At 39.9% G+C, this 19,384-nt stretch carries 16 protein-coding genes; 5 read left to right on the forward strand and 11 right to left on the reverse strand.

What is annotated here, in order from left to right; translation table 11 throughout:
• Nucleotides 1-35 precede the first annotated feature (35 nt).
• A complete protein-coding gene (locus tag QSE00_RS14360; protein ID WP_286106473.1) occupies nt 36-1,700 on the forward strand; it encodes a RagB/SusD family nutrient uptake outer membrane protein in 1,665 nt (554 codons plus the stop codon).
• Between the two features lie 118 nt (nt 1,701-1,818).
• Here the strand turns inward: QSE00_RS14360 and QSE00_RS14365 are convergent, their stop codons facing one another.
• The 5 genes from QSE00_RS14365 to QSE00_RS14385 all read right to left on the reverse strand — a co-directional run bounded on the left by QSE00_RS14365 (nt 1,819) and on the right by QSE00_RS14385 (nt 7,408).
• Entirely contained in the window at nt 1,819-2,868 is a 1,050-nt protein-coding gene (locus QSE00_RS14365; RefSeq protein WP_110354416.1) for a LacI family DNA-binding transcriptional regulator, read from the reverse strand.
• Between the two features lie 70 nt (nt 2,869-2,938).
• The gene (locus tag QSE00_RS14370) at nt 2,939-3,544 is read right to left on the reverse strand and encodes a 3-keto-disaccharide hydrolase (RefSeq protein ID WP_286106474.1); all 606 of its coding nucleotides are present in this window, start codon (nt 3,542-3,544) and stop codon (nt 2,939-2,941) included.
• A gap of 10 nt (nt 3,545-3,554) precedes the next feature.
• A complete protein-coding gene (locus QSE00_RS14375) occupies nt 3,555-4,619 on the reverse strand; it encodes a DUF6807 domain-containing protein (RefSeq protein WP_286106475.1) in 1,065 nt (354 codons plus the stop codon).
• 19 nt (nt 4,620-4,638) lie between these two features.
• A complete protein-coding gene (locus QSE00_RS14380) occupies nt 4,639-5,997 on the reverse strand; it encodes a Gfo/Idh/MocA family protein (protein ID WP_110354783.1) in 1,359 nt (452 codons plus the stop codon).
• Nucleotides 5,998-6,025: 28 nt separating this feature from the next.
• Nucleotides 6,026-7,408 (reverse strand): 3-keto-disaccharide hydrolase, encoded by a 1,383-nt coding sequence (locus QSE00_RS14385; protein WP_110354414.1) that lies wholly within the window; start codon nt 7,406-7,408, stop codon nt 6,026-6,028.
• Between the two features lie 270 nt (nt 7,409-7,678).
• Here QSE00_RS14385 and QSE00_RS14390 point away from each other — a divergent pair, with 270 nt between their 5' ends.
• Together QSE00_RS14390 and QSE00_RS14395 are read left to right on the forward strand one after the other, a co-directional pair.
• Nucleotides 7,679-8,638: a YheT family hydrolase gene (locus QSE00_RS14390; protein ID WP_286106476.1), complete on the forward strand. Its 960-nt coding sequence runs from the start codon at nt 7,679-7,681 to the stop codon at nt 8,636-8,638.
• Nucleotides 8,639-8,683: 45 nt separating this feature from the next.
• Complete coding sequence (locus QSE00_RS14395) at nt 8,684-9,163, forward strand: c-type cytochrome (RefSeq protein WP_110354412.1); 480 nt, start codon at nt 8,684-8,686, stop codon at nt 9,161-9,163.
• Nucleotides 9,164-9,255: 92 nt separating this feature from the next.
• Here QSE00_RS14395 and QSE00_RS14400 read toward each other — a convergent pair whose 3' ends face one another.
• Complete coding sequence (locus QSE00_RS14400) at nt 9,256-10,833, reverse strand: SulP family inorganic anion transporter (protein ID WP_110354411.1); 1,578 nt, start codon at nt 10,831-10,833, stop codon at nt 9,256-9,258.
• 1,368 nt (nt 10,834-12,201) lie between these two features.
• On the opposite strand from QSE00_RS14400, the gene QSE00_RS14405 reads away from it, so the two are divergent.
• Nucleotides 12,202-13,203, forward strand: a complete 1,002-nt coding sequence (locus QSE00_RS14405) for an NAD(P)H-dependent glycerol-3-phosphate dehydrogenase (protein WP_110354410.1) — start codon at nt 12,202-12,204, stop codon at nt 13,201-13,203.
• A 51-nt stretch (nt 13,204-13,254) separates the two neighbouring features.
• Here QSE00_RS14405 and QSE00_RS14410 read toward each other — a convergent pair whose 3' ends face one another.
• The 4 genes from QSE00_RS14410 to QSE00_RS14425 form a co-directional block, all read right to left on the reverse strand.
• Entirely contained in the window at nt 13,255-14,922 is a 1,668-nt protein-coding gene (locus QSE00_RS14410; protein ID WP_110354409.1) for a glycerol-3-phosphate dehydrogenase/oxidase, read from the reverse strand.
• A 96-nt stretch (nt 14,923-15,018) separates the two neighbouring features.
• Nucleotides 15,019-17,409, reverse strand: coding sequence for a penicillin-binding protein 1C (gene pbpC, locus QSE00_RS14415; RefSeq protein WP_286106477.1), 2,391 nt, complete (start codon nt 17,407-17,409; stop codon nt 15,019-15,021).
• Nucleotides 17,390-17,701 (reverse strand): antibiotic biosynthesis monooxygenase family protein, encoded by a 312-nt coding sequence (locus QSE00_RS14420; RefSeq protein WP_286106478.1) that lies wholly within the window; start codon nt 17,699-17,701, stop codon nt 17,390-17,392. Before QSE00_RS14420 ends, pbpC begins: the two co-directional genes overlap by 20 nt.
• 2 nt (nt 17,702-17,703) lie before the next feature.
• Nucleotides 17,704-18,060 carry a hypothetical protein gene (locus QSE00_RS14425; protein ID WP_110354406.1) on the reverse strand — a complete coding sequence of 119 codons (357 nt, stop codon included), beginning with the start codon at nt 18,058-18,060 and terminating at the stop codon, nt 17,704-17,706.
• 105 nt (nt 18,061-18,165) lie between these two features.
• On the opposite strand from QSE00_RS14425, the gene QSE00_RS14430 reads away from it, so the two are divergent.
• Nucleotides 18,166-18,717 carry a CvpA family protein gene (locus QSE00_RS14430; RefSeq protein WP_110354405.1) on the forward strand — a complete coding sequence of 184 codons (552 nt, stop codon included), beginning with the start codon at nt 18,166-18,168 and terminating at the stop codon, nt 18,715-18,717.
• A 69-nt stretch (nt 18,718-18,786) separates the two neighbouring features.
• On the opposite strand, the gene QSE00_RS14435 is transcribed toward QSE00_RS14430, so the two are convergent.
• Nucleotides 18,787-19,317: a DUF5004 domain-containing protein gene (locus QSE00_RS14435; protein WP_286106479.1), complete on the reverse strand. Its 531-nt coding sequence runs from the start codon at nt 19,315-19,317 to the stop codon at nt 18,787-18,789.
• Nucleotides 19,318-19,384: the final 67 nt, after the last annotated feature.

A 19,384-nucleotide genomic window follows, 5' to 3' on the forward strand; every position in this document is an offset into this window, starting at 1 on the left:
TTAAAAATCAGATTAAAATGATAATTGAAAATATTATGAAAAGAAAAATATATTGTATTTGGTTTTTGACCTTGGGGTTCATAATCAATTCATGCGATAAATCTTTGGAAGAAGAGCTTGTGACAGACGTTTCGGCTGCTTCATATTACACAACTGAAAAAGGTTTTCAGGATGCCGTGAATGCCACTTATTCACTCTTAAAACCTTTTTATGGACAGGAAATTGGCTTTACAATGACAGTCTTCGGAACGGATACTTATAATAATGGGGCGGATGGTAGCCATAAATTTTTTAATTTCTATGACACCAGTTTGAACGCATCATCTTCAATGGTACGAGATGCCTGGGCCACTTGGTACAGAGGTATCAACCAAGCCAATGGCGTTATCAACCGTTCGGCCGGAATAGAAATGGATGAAGCGGAAAAAACTTCGCGTATAGCGGAGGTGCGTTTCCTAAGGGCTCTTTATTACTTTAATATTGTGACCACTTATGGGGATGCACATCTTAGTCTAGAGGAAACAGAAGGGATAGAAGTGGAAGCGAATAAAACTCCTCAGGCAGAAATTTATAACCAGGCCATCATTCCTGATCTCGAGTTTGCTATAGCCACCTTACCTAACTCGCAATCCGATTATGGTCGTGCCACAAAGGCTGCGGCAGAGTTTTTATTGGGTAAAGTGCTATTAACCCGCAGCTACAAATCATTTGCTGACGGAAGTGACGCTTCAAGATCCGAAACATTGTTCAGTAATGTAATCAACAATTATGGTTTTTCACTTTTGGACGATTTTGCTGATTTATGGGATATTAACAACCAAGAAAACAGTGAAATGGTCTTTGTTGTTACTAATGCAAAGTCACAAGTTGATAGTGGAATTGACCCCTACGGACATAGAGGGCACCTTTATTTCCTACAGGAATACGATGTACGTCGTGGAATGACCCGAGATACGGAGAATGGAAGACCTTGGAAAAGATTTAGACCTACCGATTTTACACTAGGTTTATGGGATAGGGATATAGATACGCGTTACGATAAATCATTTAAACATGTATGGTATGCCAATAAAAATGAACCTGCCACACCGGCAAACCCGGAGAATGGTGAACCGGCAAGGGCGGCATTGGCCATTGGCGATACTGCTATTTTTATTCCTGGCCCTGGAAAAGACATCGATTGGCCACAATCTAGACAGGACACGAAGCCCTATATTACTATAACAAACGACGAATATTCAGAACGTTTGTTCCCTTCCATGAACAAATGGATCGACCCTACTAGACCCGATCGCCAGAAAGAACAAGGGCAACGCGATTTTATTTTAATGCGCTTGGCCGATGCCTACTTATTGCGTGCCGAAGCAAGGTTAAAGCAAAATAATGCTCCCGGTGCCGCCGATGACATTAATGTTGTACGGATAAGATCGGCAGTTCCCGGACAAGAGGCCACAATTGAAATTACTGCTGGTGATGTTGATATAGATTTTATTTTAGACGAGCGTGCACGTGAATTAATAGGTGAAGGATGGCGCTGGTGGGATTTGACCAGAACCGGAAAATTGGTAGAGCGCACTAGGTTATATAATCCTACTGCGGCGCCCAATATTCAGGATTACCATGTGTTAAGGCCCATTCCACAGGAACAAATAGACCGGACTTTGGGAGGTTATCCCCAAAACCCAGGCTATCCACAATAATTTTTAGTTAATTAATTTTAGTTTGTTTAGAGGCCTCCAAATTTAATGGAGGCCTTTTTTTAATGGAAGTGGGGGCAGGTGGGATTGCAATAATTGAATCCTATTCCCAACTTGGAACTTAAAAAGACTCGCAATTTTCCTGTACAATTATTTCTACAGGGACATCCATATTTAAATCTGAGGGGTCCTGTTCCGTAAGATACTTGAACATGCCCTTAATAGCGGTATAACCTTGATATTCCGGCTTTTGATTGATAAGGAAGTTAATTTCCTGCTTTTTTAGACATTCAAGATTATCATGGTGTAGATCAAACCCCACCACTGAGACATTGGAAACGTTATAGGTTTTCAGTATCCCTGGAATTAAATAAGATCTTGCATTGGTAACAAAAATTCCCTTTCGTCTGGGATCCTTAAACCATTCTTCTATTTCAGGATTAATTTCAAAAGGCCTATCTATTGGGTGATTAATGGTCATGATGGAGATTGGCTTACCCTTGAAATTCGTTGCAAAGAATTCCCTAAAGCCATTTTCCCTTTGTTGATTATTGGCATGTAATCCCCTTTCCGTTACTATATTGATAACAGAATAGAGCCCTTCGGTTCCTACCAACCCGTGTAAAAGCCTTCCGGCAACCTTTCCGGCATTATGTGAATTCTGGCGAATAAAATAAGAAGGATAGTCCAATTTGATCTCTGTATCCATAAAGACCACTGGCATTTTTTCGGCCTTGGCCTTACTTAAAAGATTGTTACATTCCACCATAAAAAATGGGACCGTCACCAAGGCATCATATTTTTTATTCAAAACAACATCGCCCATTTCTATAAAGGAGAAGGGATCTGTAAAATAGTAATAGGAAACAACAATGCCCATCTCACTTAATTCCTCCACAGCCTTCTCGATACCTTTTTTAGGAAGTTCCCAATAACTCCAATTACTGGAAACCTCCGGTATAAGCACGGCTATTTTCAATTTCTTCCGTCCTGCCAAATTAAGGCGACTGGCCACCGTGTTCTTTTTATATCCGGTCTCTTTGATGATAGTCTTTATCTTGTCCCTTGTGGCTTTGGACACCCCAGGCCTATTATGCAACACCCTATCTACCGTACCAATGGAGACATTGGCAAGTCTGGCAATTTGTTTGATTCCAATAGTATTGTCCATAGACCAGCTTCCTTAGATTAACATTGTAAGGGCATTACAAAAAGGTGCTAAAATTACAACTTGATTCCGTTTAAAGCTTGCCTATAACTACTTTTTTAAAATGTATTTCCATTTCCCTCCCCGGATGCAATTGGATTCCGATCGGGCCTTGCAAATTGGCATTATCCAAAGTATAGTTCATTACTTCCTCTCCATTTAGCCAAACGGTGTATTTATTGTTCACTGCACGGGCCCTGATAGTATTCCACCCCTTTAAACGGAGTAATCTGTTTATATTCTTCGCTTCCACGGGATAACCGGCACCAGGTACGTAAGGCGATCCGGTCATATCCCTTTTAAGGGAGCCCGATACTCCAATTTGGATCTGTGGGTTGTTTTTATCCTCTCCCCGCATAAATATGCCAGAATCTATGTTCCCCTTTATCATTTTAAAATCCAACTGTACCACAAAGTCATTATAACTTTCATTGGTCCAAAGTATGGAACCTTTTTTACCAGGATTATTCTTGGCTATTATTTTACCCTTTTTTACTGTCCATTCCCCTCCATCCGGTATTTTCCAAGACTCCAATGTTTTTCCATCAAACAAGGTGTACATGGTTGTCCTATCCAAAACCTGGGACATTCCACTTGTGCCAAAAGTTAGAAAAAGTAATAAAACCATAGCATGTTTCATAGCCGCTGTATTAATTTTCGCTAAAATCGGAAAAATATCCGTTCAGTGAATCTGGTGTCAATTGGTCTCCGTTGTGAACCAGGATGGAATATTTGAAGGTTACGGACTCCCCTTTGGCCAAAGTGAAATTCAATTTTTCCTTTCCTTCCGAAAACACCTCTTGTCCCAATGGATTAGCTGCAAAAAGTCCGTAACCACGGGCATGCCAATAGGTAGGATAACCAACATTATTTGGATGATCCATTATGGTCACCGAAACGGGCTCCTCATCTACCTTACCGTATAGAGTAGTCCATTTGGCCCGGGTTCCCCAGGCTTCCTCACCAGTCTTTCCTTCACTGGTTAAATAATTCCCATTAACACCCTCATTGTTCAAGGCCTCGACTTCGGTAGGTATCCCGTTGGCATCCATAAATATAGATGGTTTATCGGAAGGAAGCTCCAGCCCCCTTGTTACCCGAATAGCGATCATTCCTTCTTTATTATCCTTAAAGGATACATCTTCCAAGGCTTTTAAGGTAGTGGTTCTTACAATTTTCCTAGTATTCCCATCTTGGCTAAAGGCAAATTCCGTTGTTTCCTCCAATAGATTTTTATTGTCCGATGTATCCCAACTAGCCTTGGCAATTAGGGTGCCCTTTTCCGCATTGGCTTCTACAATTTGCCGATGGTTTATGGTTCCGTATTTATGTTTATCCTCCGCCTTTATGGCATAGGAATTGTTCCAAAAATCCAAGCCGTTTACGTCTCCATAATTAAACCATATCCCAACATGGTGAGGATGATCCACCCTTTCCCCCTTTACAGGTTCTATGGGAAATCCCCTGGTTATTTTATTACCACTTTTAGTAATTACCGGATAAAGCACGGGTTTGGGGGTTTTACCATCGTAGACATAACTGGTAAACAAATCTCCATCTATTAACACATCTACCTTTTTGTTCTTTTCGTCCTTTACAAAGGTAACCTGATCCATCTTTGGCGAAGGTTCTGCAACATTCCCCTTTTCCACCTTATCCTTACAGGAGGAAATCACCATAAGAATGAGTATATAACTGAAATTTATTTTATTCATATCATTATCGATTTTAAAATTAATACGTGAAAACCTTATCCCCCGCCAAAACATCTTGAGCCTTCTCATCGAAAGTGGATTTTAATCCCGTCCTAAGGGCTGCGGTGGTCATTATATTGGCAATGGAATGATTGTAGGCTGCATCTATTGGACCATTTGTTTCCTTTCTGCTCCTCACGCATTCCATCCAATTCAACATATGCATTGAGGTCATATTATCGGCACCGGTATCGGCAGAGGTAACCACCTGAACGGCACTGTCCGATAGATCAAATTCTGACAATTGATTTTCCTGCATACCCATTTTATTGGCATGGGAAGCTTTTAACCCACCATTGGGGCTTACTTTATTGGTGTCTAGGTTTAATTCCCCTCCATTGGAATAATAAATTTCCTTGATACCCCCTGCAGAATTGGTAAACCTGGAAGAATATACTACCTGGAAACCTTTGGAAAGGTCATCCAATGGGCCATAATCGAATACAGCTGTCATGGTATCGTAATTCTTTCTTCCATCTTTCCAAAGATAGATTCCTCCATTGGCAGCAACACTTCTTGGATGGTTCAGTCCCGTAAACCAATGTACGGTATCAATCTGGTGGGACATCCACTGTCCGGGGATTCCGGAAGAAAATGGCCAAAACAATCTATACTCCAAGTACTTTCGGGGATCCCATGGCTCATAAGGCCTGTTCATTAAATAACGCTTCCAATCGGTATCCGATTCCTTAATTTGACCGGTCAATTCTGGCAAGCGCCATCTGTCCGGTTGATTAACATTCCAACTCATTTCAACCATTACGATATCTCCAAATTTACCGGACTTAATATAATCGTTGGCTGCGTGGTAATTCTTTCCACTTCGTCTTTGCGAACCAATTTGAAACACAATTCCGGAATCCTGGACCGCCTTTTTACCAACCCTTGCATCATCCATTGTTTCGGCAAAGGGTTTTTCTACATAAACATCCTTTTTGGCATTGGCCGCTTGCACGGTATGCAGGGCATGTTGAAAATCTGGCGTGGAAATTATAACGGCATCAATTTTATTTTCATCATACATTTCATCATGGTTTCTCCAAACCTTCATCTTTTCCCCAGTTTTCTCCTTCAGGAAGGCCGCTCCTTCATCCCTTCTTCGGTTCCAAATATCGGAAACCCCCACAATTTCAAAATTCTGTTTTTTGTGATGCCCCAAAAATGCCGGAATCAAGGCCCCTTTGGCCCTATTGGAAAATCCCGCAATCCCTACTCTTACACGGTCATTGGCTCCAATGATCTTACTGTAACTTTTAGCACTCATAGAGTTGACCCCCAAAGCTATTCCCCCTGAGGCCAATGCTGTTTTTTTAATAAAATTTCTACGTCCTTCACCCATAATCTTAGTGTTTTGAATTGAACCTATTTTAAAACTCACGAATTTTTATACTTCTAAAGGAAACATGGTCCCCGTGATCCTGCAATAGGATCCTCCCTGATGGGATCGTTCCAAAGTTTTCCCATTTTTCATACTTACTTTTTTCCACCAATGCCTTAAACATCTGGCTAAACCGGTCGTATTCCACCACCTTTACATTATTGAGCCAATGTTCAACATGTCCACCCTTAACAACAATCCGGGCATTGTTCCATTTACCTACCCCATTAAAGTTCTTGCCCCTTGAATTTTCAAAATTTTCCGCGCGGATCAGATCGTATAGGGACCCCACGGTCCTATTGCCATTTTTTCCTTTTTTGGCATCCGGATGTTCCTTATCGTCCAACACCTGAAACTCCAGACCAATGGCAGAACCTTCACCCATGTTAAGATTGGGATCAACAAAATATTTAATGCCGCTATTGGCCCCTTTGGTCAATTTAAAGTCTATACTTAATTCAAAATTGCTAAAAGCCTCCGTTGTCACAATATCCCCACCATTTCTAGATTCCGCACCTCCGGACGACAGAACACTTAGTACACCGTCTTCCATAATCCAACCTTTATCTGGAAACGCACTTAGTTTGGCACCGCGCCAACCTTCAGAAGTGGCTCCATCCCACAATAATCGCCAGCCTTTCCTAACTTCATTTGGGGTCAACCGATTTTGCAAATAACTTATTTCGGGGGCATATAACGCCACCGGCCTCCGTTCCTTTTCCAAGTCGGATGTTTTTATTCTAATATTCTTCCATTTCACTATTTTGCCTTCCAAACTAGGGTCGTGTATGGAATGAACCTGAAAAGCAATAAATCCTTTTGCCGTAGCATCATCTACCAGATTGGCACATTGTATCCCGTTTATCCAAGTTCTAATATTATTGCCTATGGCCTCAATTCTATAATGGTTCCATTCCCCAGGTTTAAAAGCATTTTGTCCTTTGGTATTTCTGGACAAAGGATATAACCATCCCCTTCTTGCCTCATCATATATTCCACCGGCCCATTTTCTATCACTGGTTTCAATTTCACATTGATATCCATGCACCCTACCATCCATATACTCGGGAAGGCTCAAGCTTCGAAATTGAACTCCGGAATTAAGTCCATTTTCAACAAATACATCAAATTCCAAAATAAAATCGCCATAGGCCTTTTTAGTGGCCATAAAACTATTGGGGGTATTCAGCCTAGAGGTTCCGATCATTTCCCCTTTTTCAATTTTATACTTTGCGTTTCCGTTCAATTGTTCAAAATTGGAAAAATCCTTACCATTTAAAAGTGATTCCCATCCTTCTTGGGCAAAAGAGTTGCAAATAGCAAAATGAAGCAGTAATACCAAGATTGACTTGGTTAATTTTCTATTGATCATAACATTTAAAAATTAATTTTCGTTAACGTTAACGAAAATATAAAAATATGTTGAAACAACACCATAATGATTAACAAATCATTATATTTAATTTGCCTCTAGCACTAATTAACTAAAATTTTCAACAATTTTATGCCATATTCCAAAAAAAATAAAATACCTATGTTCCCCTCCTTTTACACAGAGGCAACCGATCTTTGAAAAATTATAGGATAAGCTTATCTTGCTGCCAAATGCTTTTAATGCTACAACCCCTTTAGAAAATTCCCAATGTCCTTAATACCTTCAAGATACAATCCTCCATTCCCCTTTAAAAATGGACATTTCTCAACTATCTATGCCGGATTGATTAGAAAGGTGGATGGACTGGACCAAACAAGGGAACGTATAGAGCTGAACGATGGGGATTTTTTGGATTTGGATTGGAGTTATGCCACCCACCCTACCACCTCAGTGGTAGTCCTTTTACACGGGCTGGAAGGCAATGCCCAAAGACCATATATAACAGGCAGTGCAAAACAGTTCAACATCCATGGCATTGACGCCTGTGCCGTAAATTATAGAGGGTGCAGTGGTGAACCCAATAGACTTTACCGATCTTATCATTCCGGGGCCACGGAAGATTTGGCAGCCGTAATTAACCACCTGCTCACCGAAAAAAAATATACCAATATCTACATAAAGGGATTTAGCCTAGGCGGTAATATGACCCTAAAATATTTGGGAGAAGACAGGTCGGTTCCTAAAGAAATTAAGGGAGCGGTCGCAGTATCGGTTCCATGCAACTTATACAGTTCACTCTTGGAACTTCTAAAACCTAAGAACACATTGTACGCCACACGATTTAAGAAACATCTAATAGCAAAACTGCGGACAAAACAGGATCTTTTTCCAGAGAAGATAAGTAATTTGGAAATTTCAAAGATAAAAACCCTAAAGGATTTTGATGACATTTATACCAGCCGGGCCCATGGATTTAGGGATGCCTTGGATTATTACCAGAAATCCAGCTCCCAACAATTCATCCATGCCATTAAAACCCCCACCCTAATAATAAATGCACAAAATGATTCCTTTTTAGGGGAACAATGTTATCCATCCAAAGAAGCTGGGGAAAATAGTTACGTACAATTTGAACAGCCATTGTACGGGGGCCATGTAGGCTTTTATGACGAGAAAAATATTACCTATACTGAAAAAAGGGCATTAAAATTCGTTGAAGAACTTTAATAAAATAATCTATTTGCTATCTTAGTGCAATAATTTAAAAAAACGATGAGAAAATTATTTATGCCTTTGGCCCTAGTTGCTTTGATTGTTAGCTGTGGCGAAAAAAAAGAAGAAAAGAAGGAAGGTTTTGAAATGAACCGTACCAAAAAAGAAGTGAAAGCGGAACCTGTAAGCGAAGGTGTGCCGGTAGACATGAACAATAAAGGCGTTGGCCCTATTGAATCTGTAACCTTTGCGGATGAAATAGATACCGAGCTGGCTGCCAAAGGACAAAAAACATTCAGTACCATTTGTGTGGCTTGCCATATGGCAGAGCAACGTTTAATTGGGCCGGCATTAAAAGGTGTTTTTGAAAGAAGAAGCCCGGAATGGGTTATGAACATGATCCTGAACCCAGATGGTATGCTTAAGGAAGATCCAATAGCGAAGGCCTTGCTAAAGGAATACAACAATGCGGTTATGCTAAACCAGAATCTTTCAGAAGATGACGCCCGTGCGGTGGCCGAGTATTTAAGAACTTTATAGTATCCCAACAACAAATACAAAAAAGCGTTTGAAGCAACTTTAGGGTTGATTCAAACGCTTTTCCTTTTTTATTATTTGTAAATACCTTAATACTAAACCTTATCTACAACCACTTTATAGGTTGGGTCCTCGATTACATTTACATCTATAATTTCGTCGGCATTCTCCAATAACCTTATACAGTCGCGACTTAAATGCTTTAGATGCACTTTTTTACCCACCTTGGCGTAGCGTTCCGTTAATTTGTTTAGTGCCTCAATTCCCGACATATCTGCAACCCTACTTTCCTTAAAGTCGATAATCACTTCCTTGGGATCGTTCTGTATATCAAACTTTTCAGCAAAAGCCGTAGTAGACCCAAAAAACAATGGTCCGTATATTTCATAATGTTTTACCCCATTTTCATCGACAGTCTTTCTGGCCCTAATACGCTTGGCATTTTCCCATGAATAGGCCAAGGCAGAAATAACTACCCCAAACAAAACGGCAACGGCCAAATTATGGGTAATGGCCGTTATTAATGTAACCAAAACCATAACAACCACATCGGAAGAAGGCATTTTTCTAAACGTCTTAAAACTGGCCCATTCAAATGTACCAATTGCCACCATGAACATAAGTCCAACCAAAGCGGCCATCGGTAACTGTTCTATTAAATTGGAACCGAACATTATAAATACCAACAACATTACGGCAGCGGTTATTCCCGATAATCGGGCCCTGGCACCAGCCGAAGTATTGATCAAACTTTGTCCGATCATGGCACAACCGCCCATCCCTGATAGGAATCCCGAGAAAATATTAGCTGTTCCCTGTGCTATACATTCTTTATTTCCACTACCTCGAGTATCGGTAATTTCATCTATTATATTTAAGGTAAGTAAACTCTCTATTAATCCAACCCCTGCGACAATGGCCGCAAAAGGAAAGATTATTTTAAATGTTTCCAGCGTTAAAGGGATGTTTGGAATGGACAAAGGTGGAAAGCCCCCACTAATACTCTGCCCTTCGGCCATGGTATCTGCCACTGTAAGTGTGTCTATTCCAAAACCCAAAACTATTGCCGACACCACTACAATGGCCAATAAGGAAGAAGGAACCGCTTTGGTTAATTTAGGCAGGCCCCAAATGATAAACATAGTTAAAAGCGTTAACCCCAACATAGTCCAAAATGCCGGACCCGACAACAGATCCGTGGTGCCCTTCACATAGAAATTAGGGAACTGGGCCATAAAAATAATAATGGCCAAGCCATTTACAAATCCAAACATTACAGGGTGGGGTACCAAGCGTATGAATTTCCCCAACCGTAAAACTCCTGCCATTATTTGTAAAAGCCCGGCAATAATAACGGTGGCAAATACATAATTTAAAATAGTTTCCGGACTAATCCCGGGAAACGTATTCTTCAATTCCAAAATTAACCCAATAAATATAACGGCCACTGCCCCTGTAGCACCGGAAATCATTCCCGGCCTACCTCCTAAAATAGAAGTCACCAAGGCCAATACGAAGGCCGCATATAATCCTGTTAAGGGTGAAAACCCTGGGATCAAGGCAAAGGCTATTGCTTCAGGAACCAAAGCTAGGGCAACTGTTAAGCCTGATAATATCTCGGTCTTATAATCTACTTTTTGTTTAAAATCGAATAGATTTAAATACTTCTTCACGTCTTTGTTTTTGAGGGGGCAAAAGTAGTGGATTTTCTTGTTTTAAGGATCATGTTATGCCTAAATGTGACATTTACAACAAAATACCCGCTTAAAAGAACCAATAGTTTCGTCCCCAAATTATTCCAATACGCGCAATATTAATTGCTGACACCCAAATTATTAAGGGACATATTGATATACTGTGCAACATCCATCCCCTATATCTATTAGGCTTAGATATACAATGGATCTATGGAACTCATTGAAATGGAATAATCTTGGGCAATATGCAGGAAATGACATATCCCTCTTTGAAAATAATATAATGAAGGTAATTAAAAAACCGCCTTAGGTAATTACTCCAAGACGGTCTTTAACTAAATAACCAACCAAAAACTTCTTTATATTGATACCGCAAAACCTTACGGCAATAATTACAACTTTCTTTTATTGACCAACTTCACGGAGCCGTATTCGGTTTTTACTCTCTTCCGGTCCCATTGCAGTTTAACAGATTTCAAATAGATAATAAATCCCTTACCCCAAACCTGTAAAACGTTCCACTTTTGCAATGATACAACTCTGTGCTACTATCATTAATAACGTACAATTCAAAGTAATCATTGCCCGTGAAGTCCTAATCCAGTGTTAAAGTTTGAGCGTTTCATCGTTATAAACATCAAATAGGGAATATTTCCCCCAATTATCCCATAAAACATCGTTGAAATGCATCCCACTGGGGTCTACCGAGGAATTAAAGATAGATATGTTACCATCATATTAGAACTGCAGGTAATTTTCGGAAGCGAAATGGTTTACCACTCCCTCCCCACTCTTTGTAATCTTTTCCCAAACTTCATATCCCTACAGCAAGTCTTCAATATTGTCCTAAGATACCATGTCATAATCAAAGTTATTTCATTCATATCCCTCCAAAAATATGAGGTTTGCCTATCGGAATCATATAACTCAATAGTGATCTTGTCCACAATGAATACTTCCAAGCTCAATTAGCCGTCCACCTCATTGTTAATATATATCCCGCCATTAGCAATTTAACAACTCTCATATCCTATGGTTCAGAGATTACTAATTCATGTAAATACAAACACTATAAACTACTGATAATTAATTCATTACCTGCCATTATAGATAAACAACACCTTTACAGTGAAAAATATGGCTTCATGATTAGGTCAAAACCTATTACCGTTGGTATATAATTCTTGTTTTGAATCTCCAAAAAACAGTCCTACATTGCCATGGATTTTATTAAACAATGTGCTCTTCTAAATTGATATTGGACAATTTATTGGCCATTGACGTTTTTTAAAGCCAATATCCTAAACATTGGGTATTGGCCGTACAACAAGAAATTTTAAATAGATGAAAAACAAAATGAAATTTGCCATGTTGGGAGGGGGTAGCTGGGCAACTGCCATTGTAAAAATGTTGACAGAGAATGCCGATGTGGTTAATTGGTACATGAGAAATACGGATGCTATAGAACACATTAGAACACAGAAACACAACCCCAATTACCTAAGTTCGGTAGAGTTTAATACAGAACAATTAAACCTGACGGACAATATCAACGTGGCTGTTGCTGATGCCGATATCCTTATTTTTGCAATTCCCTCCGCTTTTTTAGAGAACGAATTGAAACAATTGACCGTAGATATAAAGAATAAAATCATTTTTTCGGCCATTAAAGGTATTGTACCGGAATCCAGTTTGATAGTCGGGGAACATTTTCACGTCAACTATAAAGTTCCCTTTGAAAATATTGGGGTCATTACAGGACCATGCCATGCCGAGGAAGTAGCATTGGAACGATTGTCCTATTTAACCATAGCCTGTGCGGACACCGAAAAAGCCAAAATAGTGGCCAAACACCTTAGTAGCGACTATATAAAAACCAAAATATCAGACGATATTATCGGGACGGAATATGCGGCTATGCTAAAGAATATTTATGCCATTGCTGCCGGTATTGCACATGGTTTGGGCTATGGCGACAACTTTCAAAGCGTATTGATGAGCAATTCCATAAGAGAGATGAAACGGTTTATAAAACGGGTACATAAAATGAAGCGCAACATCAACGATTCAGCCTATTTAGGAGACCTTCTGGTAACCGGCTACTCTGTTTTTAGTCGTAACCGTATGTTTGGGAATATGATCGGTAAAGGTTATACTGTAAAAAGCGCTATGATGGAAATGAAAATGGTAGCGGAGGGATATTATGCCACCAATAGTGCCCATCTTATTGTTTCAAAACACAAGAAGAAATCAAAAACTCCAATTCTAAATGCCGTTTACGAAGTACTTTATGAAAATAAAAATCCAAAAAAAGTCTTTAAGGAGCTGACAGAAAAGCTGGATTAACCCTAAGGTTTAACTCCTTGGGGCCTCACAACACCACTTTTGCCACTATCCTTAAATTCGGTCCAGTGAAAAATTGGAATGCTCTTCTATTTCTTCTTTCAGGGTTTTCCGATAGGAGCCGATAATCCCATCATCCAATTTGTAAATAGTTTTGAACTCGGCCAAGATGGGTTCCATCAATTTTCTTACACTATCTATATCGAAGTACAATCTTCCAGTTCTACGTATAAAAAAATCCATGGGAGTTTGTACCATTTCATTTTCAATAGTAAATTTTAACTCGGCCTTTGCCATGCCCAACACGTGATCATCTTCCTTCTGTTTTGCATAGTACTGCAATATTGTTTCGGTTTGCTTTCCATAATTGGTTACCAAATACCAGGCTTCATATTTCGAAAATCCCTCAGGGGTCAATCTTTCATGGATTTCAGTAATATATTTCTTTACGTATTTATACTTTTTAAAATCGTTTCCACATAAGGGAATATGCTCAGTATCAGAATTTTTTACACTAATTCCATAATCCTCCTCCATTTTTTTGGCTACTCTGTTTACTACGCGTTCTGCCATTTTACGATAGCCCGTTAGCTTTCCACCTGCAATACTTATGAGGCCGGTATCTGAAGTGAAAATTTCATCTTTTCGCGATAATTCAGAGGCAGACTTACCTTCTTCGTGTATAAGCGGGCGCAATCCTGCCCATGAGGAGATTATATCTTCCATTTCCAAATTAATCTTGGGAAACATATTATTTACGGCAGATATTAAATAAATAGCATCGGCCACATCCGTTTTAACGCTATCCTTATTCTCATTAAAATTTGTGTCCGTAGTTCCAACATACGTAATCTTGCCCCTTGGAATCGCAAACATCATGCGCCCATCCGGAATATCAAAATAAACGGATTGCTTTATAGGTAATTTTTCAAAAGGGAAAACCAAATGTACCCCTTTCGTTAAGTGCAATCGCTTTCCTTTTTTGGAATTGTTGATGCCCCTAAGTTCATCTACCCAAGGTCCTGCAGCGCTTATTACATATTTGGACTTTATATGGAAGTTGGTATCCAAGACCATATCCTTTACTATGACCCCAGCAACCATATCCTCTTCGTAAATAAAATCGGTTACCATAGTATAGTTGATAGGCATGGCGCCATATTGCAGACTGGTCTTTATAGTCTCCATAGTGAGCCTGGCATCATCTGTCCTGTACTCTGCATAATATCCTGCTCCTTTCAATATCTTTTTGGGCAGCAAAGGTTCCAATTTAAGAGCCTCTTTCTTCTCCAACATTTTACGTTTATCATCTCCTGCCACCTGGGCCAAAATATCATAAACCTTTAACCCTATGGAAGTAAGCCATTTGCCATAAGACCCATTTTCTATCAACGGCAACAACATTTTCTCCGGCAACACTAAATGTGGCGCCAAATTATGTACTATGGCCCTTTCCGAACCCACTTCCTTTACCAGCCAGAAATCAAATTGTTTTAGATATCTCAGTCCACCATGGATCAATTTCGTTGATTTGCTACTGGTTCCAGACGCAAAATCATTTTTTTCCACCAAGGCCACCTTCAAACCTCTGGATGCAGCATCCAAGGCAATTCCACCCCCTGTAATACCGCCACCAATAACCACCAGATCAAAGGTCTCCTCCCTTAGTTTGGCAATTGTTTTTTTTCTATCCAAATTTGAAAATCGAATATTTTTTGTCATCTTTTTAAAGGGTATCCGTTTATTGTGGCCGAATATATTTTACTTTGACCGTCATTAAAGGTAACTGATTATAGGCCCAAATCAAAAAGGTAATTGTTACTCTATCGTTATCATTAGGGCAACTTCGTTACCTAGGGCATCAACTGCCGTAATTCCATGCTTTCCAGGCGGGGGCATCAATCCCATTTCATGGTAGTCCGTGGTTTGCCCCATAAATTTCCCGTCCAAATACCAATAAACCGGTGTTGCGGGTTTAACATGGGCCAACTTAATTATCAACTCATTCTTTTTACCTTCAAAATTTCTTGCCAAGGTTATTCTACTTCCGTTGCTTGGGTATATAAACTCCATTGCCGCCACATTGGTTTCCTTACAATTTTCCATTAAAGGTGGTAATGTTTTATAGGAGGGATGTCCCTTTTTATAATAGTATTCCATTAAAGGGGGCAATACAAACCAAGATTGGCTCACTGTCCGTGACAAATCTGCACAGGAGGAATTGACCCTAAATTGCTTTTGAGAGTCTAAATGCACCCATTGGTGATACCCACATGGCTTTATAAAATTTTGTTTTTTGGGGATGGATATTACTTTTTTGGGACAAATTTCAGTAGCCAGGTAACCACTTTCCGAACATACTTTTATTTCCGTAAACTCATCCTCTGGTTTTTGAAACCACGAAGACCTGGGCAAAACATCGAACACATTAAATAAAATTGGTGCCGCACTAGTGAGTCCGGTTACATTTGGCCGTCCTTCACCATCGGCATTACCCGTCCAAACCCCAACTACGTAATCTTTGGTAATACCAATGGCCCAGGCATCCTTATTGCCAAAACTGGTTCCCGTCTTCCATGCTATCTGTTTGGAAGAATCAAAAAACTCCCAGGATTCGCTTCCCTCGGGACGGTTTACTTTCTTCATGGCCTCAAAGGCAAGATAGATGCTCGCGGCATCAAAAATAGTCGGCTCGGTAGACTTAGCACCAAAATCTACCCTAGTATCCACTGTAAGGTTTGGCTCTACGAATTCCTTGGTATAGTACTCACTTGAGGTGGCGTTAAAATGGTTTACGGTTGATGCTAGGGAGGCATAGGTCTTGCACAAATCCCATAGATTACTTTCTGCCCCGCCAAGAATTAATGTTAGACCATAATGATCGGCCGGTTTATCAAGGCCCCTTAGGTTAAACAAATCCAGTTGATCCCGAAATTTTTCCAAGCCATAGGAACGCAACAACCGTACTGCAGGAATATTTAAGGACTTGGCCAAGGCCTTATCGGCCTCTACCGCGCCACTATAGCTTTCGTTGAAATTCTCGGGTGTATAACCTGCTATCTGGGTTGGAACATCCGGTATTAGCATCCCGGGCAACAATTCGCCCGCATTCATCATGGCGGTATACAATAAAGGCTTTAGAACACTTCCTGTACTGCGATTGGCCTGTACCATATCCACATCCTTTTCGTGTTCATTGTCCGTTGGCGTATTGCCCACATATGATAGTACTTTACGTGTTTTAACATCCATCAACAATACTGCCGCATTATACACCTGATTCTGCCTTAAGTTTTTATAATGTGTATTTACAATGCTATTTATATTGGCTTGTAGATTTTGGTCCACATGGGTCAAGATTCTCTTCCCCTTATATTTTTTGGCCAAATATTGTACCAAATGTGGTGCTGTATCCGGAAGTTGAAAAGGTTTTTGGGGCAATTCTTCCAAAAGTGAAAGCTGGTAGGTAGTACTATCTATATGGTTATTATTCCATAATTTATGAAGTAACCTATTTCTCTTGTTCAGCAGTTTCGTTGCATTCTTTCCAGGGTATATTAAACTTGGAGCATTGGGCAATACGGCCAAAGTAGCTGCTTCGGCCCATGACAATTGACTGGGCTGCATCCCGAAGTAACGCCAAGCCGCCGCCTCCAATCCTACCACGTTTCCACCAAAGGGAGCATGACTGGCATATAATTTTAATATATATTTCTTGGAAAATTTCAGCTCCAATCTCGTAGCCAAAACCAGTTCCCTTACTTTTTCCCAATAAGTACGCCTTTTGTTATTACGGGATAAACGTATCACTTGTTGGGTTAGGGTACTACCTCCCCTAACCGTTTTCCCTGCCAAAATATTTGCTATAAAGGCTTTGCTTATGGAAACTGGATTAAAACCGGGATGTTGATAAAAATGGGCATCCTCAAAATTTAATATACATGCCTCAAATTTGTAGGGCACACTATCCACCATAGGGAATCTCCATTGACCATCCTCGGCAATAACGGCTCCCAAAAGCTTGCCCGATTTACTCTCAACCACGGTAGCATGAGGGGTATGGAATAGTTGATTGGGCAAACAAAAATAATAGGCTACCAACAGTAAAACAAGAATAAGAATCTTCTTAGGATGCCTTTGAACTAGCCCCCACAACCGTTGATAGGTTTTTACTCCCTTGCCTGGACCCTTATCCTTTCCCAAATTCATATTCCCTTTCCACCATGCAAACACGGACCTTATACCATTTGTACCATTCTTCCTTACCTTTTTTTTGGGCAAACAAATGATCGGCCTGCATTTTCCAATCCGCTATGGCACCCAGACTATCCCAATAACTTACACTGATCCCTATTTGATCCCTTGCACTTTCAAAGCCCAAAAAACCTTCCTGTCTCCGGGCCAAAGCCTCCATCCATTCGGCCATTTCCTTATACCCATTAATATCTTCCGCTGTTATAGAAGTAAATATTACGGCGTAATAGGGTTTTTTAGGTTCCATATCTATATAATGTATTTCTTTTCCAAGAAGTAGCTCACCAAGGCTTCCTTCATCAATACAGATTGTTCACCGGCTTTTAATGGGGGCAACTCTTCCTTAATATTATAATGTGGCCACCCATCTTCATCAAAAAAATCGAACTCATAATACCCATAAGGCTCCAACAGCCTGCAGATGGCTATATGCATAAGATTTAATTTTTCATCCTTCTTAAAGGTTTTATGAATTTGTCCCAGTTCCTGGACTCCTACCAAATATATGATGGCATCCAATTCCATGGGGTCGTTGTCCGCAAATTGGGAAGATAGCTTTTTTACCAAAATCTCCCATCTATCTTTTAATTGTGTATCTCTAGACATTGTAATTTATCCTAATTTATATCTAATGTTGGATTTACCATCCAAACAGAATAGAATTGTTCAAAGGTACAAATCAAAGTTTTATATTTGTCAAAAGACTTCTGTATGGGTATATTGGATATTATTATTGGACTGCTGTTACTTTATGGCCTTTACAAAGGAGTTAAAAATGGTCTCTTTGTAGAATTGGCCTCCTTGGTCGCCCTTGTGGCAGGTTTGTACGGGGCCATTCACTTCTCCTACATTGTTGGGGAATATCTTTCCAAAAATATGGAATGGAACGAACGATATATGAACACCGCCTCCTTCTTGCTTACCTTTATAATTATTGTCCTCGTAGTTAATATGGCCGGACGTTTGTTGACCAAGATTGCCGATTTTGCCATGCTGGGGTTACTAAATAAAATAGCAGGAGGAATCTTTGGCTTACTGAAGGTTGCCGTAATCCTAGGGGCCCTATTGATATTTTTCGACAAGACCAATAATCAACTTGGATTTGTTAAGCAGGAAGCAATTGACGAATCCAAACTATATACCCCTGTGAAGGAAATAGGGGCCCTTGTTTTTAGTAAGGTATTAAAGGAGAATAAAGCCTTGGAGAAGGAACCTCCCCAAAACGAAAATGAAAAAAATACCTTCATTAAGGTAAGTGGCTAATTATAATATCCCATGGCACCAAAAAAATTAGCCACCATGGGATGATATTATTTTACACCGCAATGCCGTTTATTCGGTGGCTTCCACTTTTGTATAAGTAAATTTTACGTCTGTTTGAATGGTTGCCCCGTTTACATCTGTTATGTTATAATTGGAAGTAGTGCTAAATTCAGATTTGTCCTCATTGAAAACAATTTTTAAATTTTGACTTGAACAATTACCAATTAAACCCAATATGTCACTGGATAGTTTCCAGCTTCCCTCAATCTTAAGCTTATTACTACAGTTTGAAGCATGCTGCCCTTGGGCAAATTTGTAGGTTCGACCTGGCCCGAAGGTATACTCGCCATCCTTTTCACAGTCCGTATATTGTGCATAAATATCCTTTTTGGGATTCTGCTCGTCGTCTTTTGTAAGATCTACTTCTTTTTCCGCCAATATTGCCGACAATTCCCAAGTTCCGAGCAACCCATTTTCCTCCTCAACGAGTGCCCCTTCGTAATCCGCAGGGCATTCAACGGTATTATCCGTACTACAACCTGCCAATAGGATGCTAAATGCAATGGCCCCAAAAAGCCCAAACCAAATTGTTTTTTTCATGTGATGCTATTTATATTTTTATTTATAAATGCGAAAAACACAAAATGGTTGCGTTAAACGAGGTACA

The organism is Arenibacter flavimaris, assembly GCF_030291335.1.
Classification (GTDB): Bacteria; Bacteroidota; Bacteroidia; order Flavobacteriales; family Flavobacteriaceae; genus Arenibacter.

Excerpts from the sequence above, each read along its gene's own strand:
- QSE00_RS14360 (WP_286106473.1), top strand. The coding sequence starts at position 36 with ATGAAAAGAAAAATATATTGTATTTGGTTTTTGACCTTGGGGTTCATA.
- QSE00_RS14365 (WP_110354416.1), bottom strand. The coding sequence starts at position 2,868 with ATGGACAATACTATTGGAATCAAACAAATTGCCAGACTTGCCAATGTC.
- QSE00_RS14370 (WP_286106474.1), bottom strand. The coding sequence starts at position 3,544 with ATGAAACATGCTATGGTTTTATTACTTTTTCTAACTTTTGGCACAAGT.
- QSE00_RS14375 (WP_286106475.1), bottom strand. The coding sequence starts at position 4,619 with ATGAATAAAATAAATTTCAGTTATATACTCATTCTTATGGTGATTTCC.
- QSE00_RS14380 (WP_110354783.1), bottom strand. The coding sequence starts at position 5,997 with ATGGGTGAAGGACGTAGAAATTTTATTAAAAAAACAGCATTGGCCTCA.
- QSE00_RS14385 (WP_110354414.1), bottom strand. The coding sequence starts at position 7,408 with ATGATCAATAGAAAATTAACCAAGTCAATCTTGGTATTACTGCTTCAT.
- QSE00_RS14390 (WP_286106476.1), top strand. The coding sequence starts at position 7,679 with ATGTCCTTAATACCTTCAAGATACAATCCTCCATTCCCCTTTAAAAAT.
- QSE00_RS14395 (WP_110354412.1), top strand. The coding sequence starts at position 8,684 with ATGAGAAAATTATTTATGCCTTTGGCCCTAGTTGCTTTGATTGTTAGC.
- QSE00_RS14405 (WP_110354410.1), top strand. The coding sequence starts at position 12,202 with ATGAAAAACAAAATGAAATTTGCCATGTTGGGAGGGGGTAGCTGGGCA.
- QSE00_RS14410 (WP_110354409.1), bottom strand. The coding sequence starts at position 14,922 with ATGACAAAAAATATTCGATTTTCAAATTTGGATAGAAAAAAAACAATT.
- pbpC (WP_286106477.1), bottom strand. The coding sequence starts at position 17,409 with ATGAATTTGGGAAAGGATAAGGGTCCAGGCAAGGGAGTAAAAACCTAT.
- QSE00_RS14420 (WP_286106478.1), bottom strand. The coding sequence starts at position 17,701 with ATGGAACCTAAAAAACCCTATTACGCCGTAATATTTACTTCTATAACA.
- QSE00_RS14425 (WP_110354406.1), bottom strand. The coding sequence starts at position 18,060 with ATGTCTAGAGATACACAATTAAAAGATAGATGGGAGATTTTGGTAAAA.
- QSE00_RS14430 (WP_110354405.1), top strand. The coding sequence starts at position 18,166 with ATGGGTATATTGGATATTATTATTGGACTGCTGTTACTTTATGGCCTT.
- QSE00_RS14435 (WP_286106479.1), bottom strand. The coding sequence starts at position 19,317 with ATGAAAAAAACAATTTGGTTTGGGCTTTTTGGGGCCATTGCATTTAGC.